Origin of the sequence: Pseudovibrio sp. POLY-S9, assembly GCF_001431305.1 — a bacterium.
Lineage (GTDB): Bacteria > Pseudomonadota > Alphaproteobacteria > Rhizobiales > Stappiaceae > Pseudovibrio.
Genome location: NZ_LCWX01000122.1, coordinates 98,409 through 109,641, shown reverse-complemented (window position 1 = coordinate 109,641; position 11,233 = coordinate 98,409). Strand labels below are relative to the sequence as shown.

13 protein-coding genes are annotated in these 11,233 nt (G+C 51.4%); 11 read left to right on the top strand and 2 right to left on the bottom strand.

The genetic code is table 11. The annotated features are described in order from the left end of the window. Both PPL9_RS10045 and PPL9_RS10040 read right to left on the bottom strand, forming a co-directional pair. Window positions 1-911: P1 family peptidase (locus tag PPL9_RS10045; RefSeq protein WP_057462682.1), on the bottom strand; the 911-nt coding region annotated here is incomplete at its 3' end. A gap of 189 nt (window positions 912-1,100) precedes the next feature. Next, complete coding sequence (locus tag PPL9_RS10040) at window positions 1,101-1,607, bottom strand: flavin reductase (RefSeq protein ID WP_057462681.1); 507 nt, start codon at window positions 1,605-1,607, stop codon at window positions 1,101-1,103. 658 nt (window positions 1,608-2,265) lie between these two features. Between PPL9_RS10040 and PPL9_RS10035 the strand changes: the two genes are divergently transcribed. The 11 genes from PPL9_RS10035 to PPL9_RS09985 all read left to right on the top strand — a co-directional run bounded on the left by PPL9_RS10035 (window position 2,266) and on the right by PPL9_RS09985 (window position 11,058). After that, complete coding sequence (locus PPL9_RS10035; protein WP_057462563.1) at window positions 2,266-3,201, top strand: branched-chain amino acid ABC transporter permease; 936 nt, start codon at window positions 2,266-2,268, stop codon at window positions 3,199-3,201. Continuing rightward, a complete protein-coding gene (gene livM, locus PPL9_RS10030) occupies window positions 3,201-4,535 on the top strand; it encodes a high-affinity branched-chain amino acid ABC transporter permease LivM (RefSeq protein ID WP_057462562.1) in 1,335 nt (444 codons plus the stop codon). Before PPL9_RS10035 ends, livM begins: the two co-directional genes overlap by 1 nt. After that, a complete protein-coding gene (locus PPL9_RS10025) occupies window positions 4,532-5,380 on the top strand; it encodes an ABC transporter ATP-binding protein (protein WP_057462561.1) in 849 nt (282 codons plus the stop codon). The genes livM and PPL9_RS10025 overlap by 4 nt, the downstream gene beginning before the upstream one ends. Next, a complete protein-coding gene (locus PPL9_RS10020; RefSeq protein ID WP_057462560.1) occupies window positions 5,377-6,108 on the top strand; it encodes an ABC transporter ATP-binding protein in 732 nt (243 codons plus the stop codon). The genes PPL9_RS10025 and PPL9_RS10020 overlap by 4 nt, the downstream gene beginning before the upstream one ends. Window positions 6,109-6,120: 12 nt before the next feature. Beyond that, the gene (locus PPL9_RS10015) at window positions 6,121-6,480 is read left to right on the top strand and encodes a DUF6867 family protein (protein ID WP_057462559.1); all 360 of its coding nucleotides are present in this window, start codon (window positions 6,121-6,123) and stop codon (window positions 6,478-6,480) included. Between the two features lie 205 nt (window positions 6,481-6,685). After that, window positions 6,686-7,786, top strand: a complete 1,101-nt coding sequence (locus PPL9_RS10010; RefSeq protein WP_057462558.1) for a branched-chain amino acid ABC transporter substrate-binding protein — start codon at window positions 6,686-6,688, stop codon at window positions 7,784-7,786. 185 nt (window positions 7,787-7,971) lie between these two features. After that, complete coding sequence (locus PPL9_RS10005; RefSeq protein WP_057462557.1) at window positions 7,972-8,457, top strand: lysozyme inhibitor LprI family protein; 486 nt, start codon at window positions 7,972-7,974, stop codon at window positions 8,455-8,457. A 6-nt stretch (window positions 8,458-8,463) separates the two neighbouring features. Further along, window positions 8,464-9,018, top strand: coding sequence for a hypothetical protein (locus tag PPL9_RS10000; protein ID WP_057462556.1), 555 nt, complete (start codon window positions 8,464-8,466; stop codon window positions 9,016-9,018). Window positions 9,019-9,175: 157 nt separating this feature from the next. After that, window positions 9,176-9,646, top strand: a complete 471-nt coding sequence (locus PPL9_RS09995; protein WP_152986653.1) for an SRPBCC family protein — start codon at window positions 9,176-9,178, stop codon at window positions 9,644-9,646. A gap of 312 nt (window positions 9,647-9,958) precedes the next feature. Beyond that, window positions 9,959-10,402, top strand: a complete 444-nt coding sequence (locus PPL9_RS09990) for an AprI/Inh family metalloprotease inhibitor (RefSeq protein ID WP_057462555.1) — start codon at window positions 9,959-9,961, stop codon at window positions 10,400-10,402. Between the two features lie 50 nt (window positions 10,403-10,452). After that, window positions 10,453-11,058, top strand: coding sequence for an AprI/Inh family metalloprotease inhibitor (locus PPL9_RS09985; RefSeq protein WP_057462554.1), 606 nt, complete (start codon window positions 10,453-10,455; stop codon window positions 11,056-11,058). Window positions 11,059-11,233: the final 175 nt, after the last annotated feature.

Here is an 11,233-nt window from a genome sequence, read left to right as displayed (position 1 = left end):
CCCAGTTCCAGCAATTCAACCATTGGTTCCTGCATTTTTCGTTTGCAGGTAGAAATCACGAAGAGCAGGTCGCCGTCCATTGGTGTGTGTGCTGGCCAGAGGGCGCGGGCGTAGCCGTCGTGGGCGGCTGTGGCAATGCGTTTGGCTTCTGACTTGGTCAGGATCAGGTCCGTTGCGACAACACCGATGGTGGTGTTTGTGTTCGGGGATAAGTCGATTGTGCCAAGCGTGAACTTGGTTTGCACGGTGCGGTCCATGCCAGGCATTTCGGTTGGCCAGCCCAATCCGCCGAATTCTTCGTGCTGTTCGCTTGGAGCTGCCCAGAAGTAGGGCGTGTCGCCAATTGTGGTGCGGCCCAGTGCGTTGACGGCGATTAGCGCGCCGACGGTGCCGCCGCGGGGGAGTGCGAGGGAGGCTGAGCCCAGTCCGCCTTTCAGATCAGCGGTGGTTGCTCCGAAGCCTGCGCCTGCAGTGCCGAGTTCGAATTCGTCGGCTGCATTGTCGACGGCCTCGATACCCATTTCACGATAGATTGGATTTCTGCCCCACGATTTATCCCCTCCGTTGAGAAGGTCGAATAGAATGGCTGTGGGGGTAATTGGAATGACAGCACTGCCAACACTGAAACCTTTGCCGAGCTCTGCCAGTCGAACCTGTGCACCGCTGCCTGCATCCAGTCCGAATGCTGAGCCGCCTGACAAGACGAGCGCGTCAATGGCATTGACGGTTTGCTCCGGCTCCAGCAAGGCAACGTCACGTGTGCCGGGGGCTCCGCCCATGATGGCGACGGAGGCAACGGCTTGCTCGTCGGGAATGAGAACGGTGACACCTGATTTGGTCTTTTCGCAATGAGCGTTGCCGACCTTCAATCCCGGAACATCGGTGATCAGGTTGCGCGGTGTTGGGGACATGGTGTTTCCCTAATTTATTATTAAAACGTACAGGAAGCGCCTTAGCGATGAAAAAAACGCAGGGCACTCTAACTAATTGTCTTTATGCATATCTTGGTTTGAAAATCTGTAGGCCCTTTCGGGCAAAGATATGTCCGAAGTCCCTGTTTCAAGATAAATCTATTCCGAAAACTGGAATAGGGAACACCCTTAGACTGAATGGTAATTTCGGTCGAGGTAGATCAGAGCGGGTGCAAATTCACCCAGACGTGCAGCGACCACTTCACCAAATAGAACTGAATGGGTGCCGACTTCTGTTACTTCTTTGATATGGCAATCGAAACTGACACGTGCACTTTCCAGAACAGGACTTCCTGTTGCCAGGGTGCCCCAGCTTCCTTTTGCGAAGCGCTCTTCCATTGGCAGGTCACCCTGGCCAGCGAAGACGTTCGACAAGTCTGTATGATCATGAATGAGTGTGTTGATACAGAACACGCCGTTGTCTTTTACGATCTGATTCACCTTTGCGCTGCGGTTGAGGCAGACAAGCAAGGTGGCGGGATCGTCTGAGACAGAACACACAGATGAAACGGTTGCGCCAATGCGCCCTGCAGGGCCAGCACTGGCCAGCAAATGAACGGAAGCGCCTAAACGACTCATTGCCTCTCTAAATTCATGCGAGGCGAGACTTTTATTCGTATTTTCAGTTGGCGCCATGGTTAAAGCTGTCGTCATCCAGTTCGTTCCAAGATATTCCCACAGGTATGATCTGTGTTTCACACTGTACAATATTCATTAGTACTTTTCAGTCGCCCAAAAACGACAGGTATTTGAAATAGAGTAGTTATAGCCATTTGCTGAGAAAAGCTAGTTCTACTGCGAAAAACTGATTAATATACCAGAGGCTATATTCTAGTTTTAGGCGCACATTTTGCTGTTCCGGAATTTTCATTGAAAATTGAAGGCCCAACAAGGTCTTCACGCGCGGGCAAATTGGAAATCTTCAAAAAATCCTGGGTACCATCTTGCAGTTTTTGTCCGGATATGGTCAGTATACAATAGCTGTGATATATTACAGAATAGGGAAGAGGCTTTCTACGGATGAGGAAAATTCACGTATGGGTTGTGGTGCTCTGGTCTCAGAGACTGTCCTAGTGGATTGTCGGGAGTAGGAATAAGTCCAGATTTTGGATTGTATGAAATAAAAATGCGCCTGACGCGTATAAAGAATAGGAAAATTCCAAAATACGGACTTATAAGTATGGGTAATATACTTACAGGTCGGCTTACCATAAAATATTTGGGGTCTGAATTCGGAGGCATTCAGACTGGACAGCAACTAAAAGCTGATCTCATGCGGGGAACAAAATAAAACATGGATTACTTTCTCCAACAACTTATCAATGGTGTGACGCTGGGGTCCATTTATGGTCTCATCGCCATTGGCTATACAATGGTCTATGGCATTATCGGCATGATTAACTTCGCCCATGGCGATATCTTCATGGTCGGATCTTTCGTTGCACTTATTCTAATTGTTGCACTTGGCATTACAGCCGCTACACCGGTGCTTCTTTTGATTTTGGCTCTGGCCCTCGTTCTTGTTGTGGCCATGGCTTTGACTGCTGTTTGGGGGTGGACAGTAGAGCGCATTGCCTATCGGCCTTTGCGCGGATCATTCCGTCTTGCACCGCTGATTACTGCAATTGGTGCATCAATTGCTCTTCAGAACTTCGTGCAGGTTTCTCAAGGTGCCAAGAATAAGCCATTGCAACCTCTCTTTTCCGGCAGCTTTCAGCTGACTGATGGTGGTGCAGATGGTTCTGGCTTTATCGTAAACCTGTCTTACATCCAGATCTTGATTGTTGTGACGACGGTCATTTTGATGGGTGGCTTCACTTATCTCATCAACAACACCAATCTGGGCCGCTCTCAGCGTGCTTGTGAGCAGGACCGGAAGATGGCGTCCTTGCTGGGTGTGAATGTTGACCGCACAATCTCTCTTACCTTTGTGATGGGTGCGTCTCTAGCTTCGGTCGCAGGTCTGATGTTCCTGCTGTATTACGGTGTGGTAGATTTTTACATCGGCTTCCTGGCTGGTGTGAAGGCCTTTACCGCTGCGGTTCTGGGAGGAATCGGATCGCTGCCGGGTGCAATGCTGGGTGGATTGCTGATCGGGCTTATCGAGACGTTCTGGTCTGGCTACTTCTCCGTTGAGTACAAAGATGTTGCCGCGTTTTCGATCCTGGCGATTGTTCTGATCTTTATGCCGGAAGGACTTCTCGGCCAACCTGAGGTGGAGAAGGTCTGATGCAAGCAAGAAAAAAAGACAGCTTGCTTGTTGCAAGTGTAAAAGACAGTTTGGGTGCTGCGGTTATTACGTTCGCGCTTGCCTGTGTCATGGTTGGTTTGCGCGTTGATGTGGCGTCAGGCCGCGGCGCGGAGCTGTTTCTAGAACACCGCTGGTTAGCGGTTGCAGTTGCAGTACTTGTTGTGTTCGCTGGCCGTCTCGCCATGAACATCTTCTTCTGGAAACGGGAAGACCCGCCGTCTCTCAACCTCTCTGGCCTATTGCCAAAAGGTGGATTGGGAGGAGGCTCCTCTAATGTGCTTAAATATGGCCTGGTCGTTTTGGCTGTTGCGCTTCCATTTGCGTTGATGTTCTGGCTCGGTGCCCGTGGGTCGCGTCAATATATCGACCTTGCTATTTTGGTGATGACCTATGTGATGTTGGGCTGGGGCCTGAACATTGTGGTTGGTCTGGCTGGATTGCTGGATCTGGGCTATGTGGCGTTTTATGCGGTTGGAGCTTACTCCTATGCATTGCTCGCGCATTACTTTGGCTTTTCCTTCTGGCTCTGCCTGCCGCTTGCCGGTATTCTGGCAGCGTTCTGGGGTGTCATTCTCGGTTTCCCGGTTTTGAGGCTTCGAGGTGACTACCTTGCCATTGTGACGCTTGCGTTTGGTGAGATCATTCGTGTTGTGCTGCTGAACTGGTATCAGTTTACAGGCGGACCAGATGGTCTTTCCGGAATTCCGCGTCCAAGCTTCTTCGGGTTGGAATTTACCCGTGGTGAAGGCGGATTTGCGAGCTTCTTTGGTCTGGATTACAGCAGTATTCACCGCATCATCTTCCTGTACTACCTCATCTTTGCGATGGCCTTGTTCACGAACTTCGTGACCATGCGTTTGCGCCGGATGCCGATTGGTCGTGCATGGGAAGCATTGCGTGAAGATGAGATTGCCTGCCGGGCTCTTGGTATCAACACAACGAATACCAAACTGACAGCCTTTGCTCTTGGTGCGATGTTCGCCGGCTTTGCAGGGTCTTTCTTTGCAACGCGTCAGGGCTTCATCTCTCCTGAGAGTTTCACCTTCCTTGAATCTGCGATCATTCTTGCGATTGTGGTTTTGGGTGGTCTTGGCTCACAGATTGGCGTGGTGATTGCAGCAATTGTGATGATCGGTGGCTTTGAATTCTTCCGCGAGTTTGAAGAATACCGCATGCTTGTCTTCGGTATGATCATGGTGGTTATCATGGTTTGGAAACCGCGTGGATTGATCTCAAGCAGAACGCCAAGTGTGGCGCTTTCCAGAAACGCTAAGGGCATCTCTGCCGATCTCGTTCAGGAGGGCCACGGATGAGCACCTGGGACAACAACCCTGTTCTGAAGGTTGAGCACCTGACCATGCGCTTCGGCGGATTGACGGCGATCAACGACCTGAGCTTCAATATTGGGCGTGGTGACATTACTGCGCTGATCGGGCCAAATGGTGCGGGTAAAACCACAGTGTTTAACTGCATCACCGGTTTTTATAAGCCGACTGAAGGCCGTCTTGTCATGAACCGCTCCAATGGTGAAAAGCACCTTTTGGAACGGATGGCAGACTTCAAAATTACGGCGGACGCGAAAGTTGCCCGTACGTTCCAGAACATCCGTCTGTTTGGCGGTATGACTATTCTGGAAAACCTGATGGTGGCACAGCACAATCCGCTGATGGTTGCTTCCAACTGGACCATTGGTGGTCTGCTGGGGCTTGGTGGTTACAAAAAGTCCAATGTGGACGCGATTGAAACTGCCAAGTACTGGCTGGAGCGCATTGACCTGATTGATCGTGCGGATGCACCTGCGGCTGATCTTTCCTACGGCGATCAGCGCCGGTTGGAGATTGCCCGTGCCATGTGTACCGGCCCTGAACTTCTTTGTCTGGACGAACCAGCTGCTGGTTTGAACCCGAAAGAAAGTCTGGAGCTGAACAATCTGCTTCAATACATCCGCAAAGAGCATGACACTTCGGTTGTTCTGATTGAGCACGACATGTCTGTTGTTATGGAAATCTCCGACCACGTTGTGGTGCTGGATTACGGCGTGAAGATTTCTGATGGCTCTCCTGAGTTCGTCAAAAACGATCCGCATGTGATCGCGGCGTATCTGGGGGTTGAGGATGATGAAGTCGATCAGGTTGAAGAGGAGGTGGGCATAGCATGAACGCTCAACAACCACTCCTGAGCATTCGCGGAGTTAAAACCTTCTACGGCAAGATTCAGGCACTGCATGGTGTTGATCTTGATGTGTATGAAGGTGAGATCGTGACGCTGATTGGTGCGAACGGTGCAGGGAAGTCTACTCTGATGATGACCGTTTGCGGCACGCCGCAGGCTCGTAACGGGTCTGTGACGTATTGCGGTGAGGACATCACTTACAAGCCAACCTACGAGATTATGCGCACCGGTATTGCTCAGTCACCAGAAGGTCGCCGTATCTTCCCACGCATGACGGTTTTAGAGAACCTGATGATGGGCGGTATGGTTGCCGGGAATGAGCATTTTGAGGAAGATCTGCGCCGTGCGTTTGAGCTGTTTCCGCGTTTGAAAGAACGCCAGCAGCAGCGCGGCGGGACTTTGTCGGGCGGAGAACAGCAGATGCTGGCGATTGCCCGTGCCTTGATGAGCCGTCCGCGTCTTTTGCTGCTGGATGAACCGTCTCTGGGGCTGGCTCCGATCATCGTGTCGCAGATTTTTGATGCGATCCGTGAGCTGAACCGGGCCGATGGTCTGACCGTGTTCCTTGTTGAGCAGAATGCGTATCACGCACTCAAGCTGGCTCATCGGGGATACGTGATGGTCAACGGCACAATCACCATGACCGGCACTGGTAAGGAGCTTTTGTCTCGTGAAGAGGTGAAGGCAGCTTATCTTGAAGGCGGCGCGCACTAAGGAGGCGAAGAGATGGGTATTCTTTACGGCAGCTCGATGCCTGCCTTTATTATGCTGGTTGTTGTTTTAGGCGGTCTGGCTGCTGCTGCGACGGGGCGCTCTATTGCGACCACGTGGCGGCCGTTGCCGATCCTGTTCTGGTTCATCTTCCTGTTGTCATTGGCCATGCGATTCTTGTCGTTTGCGTTGTTTGAAGAGCCTCTGCTTTCCATTCAGTACCTTGTGGTGGATTACGCCATTCTCATCGGTATTGCGCTGGCGAGTTATCGCATGACACGCACCAAGCAGATGGTGACGCAGTACAGCTGGCTTTATGACAAAACAGGTCCGTTTGGCTGGAAGCTGAAGCCGGGCCAGCAAGATAATTACTAATTCGCAAAATTACTTAGATAATTGTTGCGCATTCGGTCAGTTCTGGGTCACACTGGTGACTGGCTAGGCATCCAGATGATGAGTACGGAGAGGTCTCATTGTCGGAAGCATTGAGCAGGCGAGGGGTTTGCCTGCTCTGGTGGGAGACGATTGCGTTTCCCGCTCAATTTCAATTGAGAAATGCACCTGACTCGGGGAGTTTTTTATGAAAAAGTATCTTTTGGCAAGCGTTGCCGGTGTTGCTGCTATGGCAATCTCTGGCGCAGCTATGGCTGAAATCACTATTGCTACTGCAGGCCCAATGACTGGTCAGTACGCATCGTTTGGTGCGCAGATGAAAGCTGGTGCTGAACAGGCTGTTGCTGACATCAATGCTGCTGGCGGTGTGAACGGCGAGATGCTTGTTTTGGAAGTTGGCGATGATGCATGTGACCCTAAGCAGGCTGTTGCTGTTGCCAACCAGATGGTTGGTAAGAACGTAGCCTTCATGGCTGGTCACTTCTGCTCCGGTTCTTCCATCCCAGCTTCTCAGGTATATGCTGAAGAGGGTATCATCCAGATCACTCCAGCATCCACCAACCCGAAGTACACTGACGAGCGTCCAGGACCTGGTACTTACCGTGTGTGTGGTCGTGATGACCAGCAGGGCAGAGTTGCCGGTACGACGCTTGCGACTGAGTTCGGTGGTCAGAACATTGCTGTGATCCACGACAAGACTGCTTACGGTAAAGGTCTTGCTGACGCGACTAAGGCTGTGATGAACGCTGCTGGTAAGCAGGAAGCGCTTTATGAAGCTTATACCGCTGGTGAAAAAGATTACACCGCGCTGGTTTCCAAGTTGAAGTCTGAAAAAGTCGACGTTCTTTACGTTGGTGGTTACCACACTGAAGCTGGTCTGATGAAGCGTCAGATGGTTGATCAGGGCATGGACACCATTCTGGTTTCCGGTGATGCTCTTGTGACTGATGAGTATTGGTCCATCACTGGCCCAGCTGGTGAAGGCACACTGATGACCTTCCCGCCGGACCCACGTAATAACGCTGAAGCTGCTGCTGTTGTGGCTGCTCTTGAAGCTGCTGGCAAAACCACTGAAGGTTACGCTCTTTACACCTATGCTGCGATCCAGACATGGGCGAAAGCTGCGGCTGAAGCTGGTTCTACCGACTATGATGCAGTTGTAGAGAAGCTGAACGCTGGCAAGTTCGACACCGTTCTTGGTGAGCTGTCCTTCAACGAGAAGGGCGATGTGTCTCTGCCAGGTTACGTTTGGTACGAGTGGAAAGACGGTTCCTACGGTTACCGCTAAGATTTAAAGCCTGAGTTCATTCAGGTTTTGTGAGGGTTCCGGGGCGATGCTCCGGGACCCTTTTTTGTTGGAGTTTAGGGAGGTTGGAAGAGCGTCGTTAAGGTTGAATGCGCTCTGTTCTTATTGGCTACTTCTGGCTTAAGGTTCCGCGCGTACACTGGCGCCTTGTTTATTGAAGGTGCCCAATGATCATTCGATGTTTGGTGTTGATTGCATTTCTTTGTTCTTCCGGCGTTGCTGCCGCGCAAGGGCCTAACACGCCGCGACCCGAAGAAATCAAGGAGTTTCATGAGTGCCTGCGAAAAGGGGGGCTTGTGTTCAACGACAGAGTTCAGTGCATTGGAAAGGTCTTTGAACATTGCGCCATGAAGTTGCAGGACCAGACCAGCATGGGTATGCGGGAATGCTACTCGCGCGAGACAGCCCTTTGGGAAAAGATGATTTTGAATTCTGAGAAAGAGTTGAGGCGGAATGAGAACAAGCCCACCAAGACTGCGCTTGTTGAAGCTGGTCGGAACTGGAAGGCCTTTCGCAACAACACCTGCAATATTCCGTATGCCATGAATCCGAAGGGAACACTTGCTCCCGTTCTGGGCATGGAATGCTACAACCGTTTAACCGCGCTTTGGGCGCTACAGCTTTCTGAATTTGCGACACCATTAGGGAACTAGGACCATATGAGATTATGGGTATGTGTGATTGTCTTTTCAGTTTTTGGGGTTGGCTCCGTAGAGGCGGCCCAGCAGGTTGACCTGCCACTTTGTAAAGCAGGGGATGGCAAGACGCCTGTCCCGCGTTGGGAGGTGACTGCAATGCCTGTTGACGTGCCTGCCGGCGAAGAGGCGAGGCCGTTTGCTTACAGTGTCACCGCTCCACCACCTGCCTATCATGGTCTGATGGGGCATCTAAGGGTGAAGCTGGGCAATCTGGATGAACAGTATTGTTCTGCTTTGCGTGAGGAGCTTACCCAGATCAAGACCAGTACTGGGCAGTCTACGCCACTGGTTATCGAATGGCTGGTTGATGACAATGACCCGCAGGACGCAGTGCGCTCCCTGGACTTTTACGAGCTGCCTGAGTTTGTGCAGGATGGATGCTGGCTGGATGGTGTCTATCAATTTGTTGCGCTTGGTCACTCAGGTGTGGAAGCCGACCAGTACATGCTGAATCTGGTACCTCTTGAGGCAATCCAGGAATCCGGATCCTTTTGTCGCCCTGTCCAGGAAGGGTGATCCGCCTTTCAGTCCTGTGCAACTTCCCCTAGCGCGTACTTGCGTTCACCGAAGCTCATTTTCGCCTATCTTTACTCTTGAACCGGGTTTCCCTTTTGAGAAAAGCTTGTAGGATTGGTTATTGCTTACGCAAGGGCATAAAGGGGCTGTGAGCCAGATGATTACCCAAGATACGATAGAGATCAGTGCTGTACTGGAGGCATCTGCTGCGGATGTGTTCTCAGCATGGGAAGAGCCGAAAGCCCGGATGGTGTGGGGAGTGCCTTCCGATGATGAAGTTATTGAGTTTCTTGAAAATGATTTTCGCGTTGGTGGCCTAGATATTCATCAGTGCGGCCAAAAGGGCGATTTACGGTTTCGCGTTGAGACACGCTATCATGATATCAGAGCTCCGGATTGCTTGCTGTTTACAGAGCTGGTTTCAACCAGTGATATGCTGTTGAGCGTCTCTTTGATCGCTGTTGTCATGGAAGAACAAGGAGGTGCTACCGAGCTTCGCGTGACCATACAGGTGACGTCGATGGTCGGCGCGGACATGATTGAAGCAACGCGCGGAGGCTGGCAGGCTTCTCTGGCTCAGCTGGCAGGGTATCTGGAGAGCTCAAAGCGCGAGAACTCGGAGGCGTGATTGCCTCAGGAAGATGCTTTCTGTGGCCCTGTCTGAGAAGGGTGACAGCCTGTTCGCAGTATAGTGCTGCACCCTCTTTGTAATTATCTGAAATGTAGTATGTATTCATAGTGTTGACTGCTGTGATGCGTATGAGGAACTCACTTTAATAGTGAATACTTCAGAGTTAGCCCTGTTCAAATCACCTTCAGATTTACTAGGTTAAATTATCAATTTAATTCAATTTTTCTATATTGGGAAAATTGGTGGAGTGGGTGCAGGCAGCAAGTGTGGGGCGTTTGAGTGCTTGTCTGTGCATGATCAGGGGTATTCATGCGGTTCAAAACCTTCATTATTTCAATAGGTTTTGCAGTGGCAGGCTGTGTGCCGAACTATGTCGGCGACGCTCCTGATCTCACTGAGGCGGCGGTTAAAAAATCTAACGCAAAACCGACCGTTGTGAGTGCTCAGAAAACGGCTGAAGATCTGGCAACTGTTGTTGTGCTTGCAGGCAAATGGTCTGTAATGCGCGGTGAGGGGCAAAACCCGTGCGCACTCCAACTGAAAACAGCACAGTTTGGTGGAAATTATGCAGCAAGTTCTGTGTGTTCCGGTACGCCAAATGTATGGGCGTGGAGTGTGAGGCAGGACGCTCTGGTTCTGTTCGATCACAGAAATGAAGTGATCGCATCCTTTCATGAAAGCGGGAATGGCCGCTGGGAGGAGGCGCAAGAGGGTGGGGCCCCTGCGCTTGGTCTTGTTCGCCTGGGAAACTGACAAGACGATAGATTACAAAGATTTAGGGCGTATTCTTTGGGGGGAATGAAATGAAGAGGTTTATTGTTGTCGGGAGTTTGCTGGCGCTTGCAGGTTGTCAAAGTGCCGGAGGAGGTGCTGGACCCTATGCTGCGCCTACACCTGGTGCGCAACCGCCTGCCAATGCTGCTTCCAGCCAGAGTGTTGTCGCGCAGGAACAGACCACACAAAGTAATATGGAAACTAAGGCGGATGGCACTGTTGTCACAAAGACGACAAGCAGTTCAGCTCAGGCGACTGTTGATCCAGGTACTGCGACGGCGTTTCTGGCTGGTGTGGTTGCAGCTGCAGCTCTTGGAAAGAAAGAGGAACGCAGTTCGCAGCCTATTGTGCAGGTGAAGGATATGGTTGGCGGCTGGACCGTTTATCTGACCTCTGATGAGCGTGTCTGTGAGCTGACACTCGGTACAGAACCTAAGGATGATGGCTACTCTGCCAAGTTCAATCACTGCATGGATGGGGATCTGTTCTTTGTGTCCAACTGGCGCATGAAAGGGCAAGAGCTTGTTTTGTTTGACAACTTCTCCCGCGCCAAAGGCAGTATGCGCATGAGAGAATGGAACCGCTGGGAAGGCCAACTGGCAAGCAACAGCAAGCCAATCACCATCGCGCGGTAATTGAACGAGGCTTAGTCCGGCACTGCGCTTTTGAGGGCAGTGGTGAGTGCGGTGACCGCTTCGTTCGGTTTTCCGCTGCGAACTCTTGTATGCAGCATGATTGGCAAAGCGGGCAGATCAGGCAGGCCGAGCTTTTCTCCCACATCAATTGCGCCAATTGGCAGCATACGGCGGG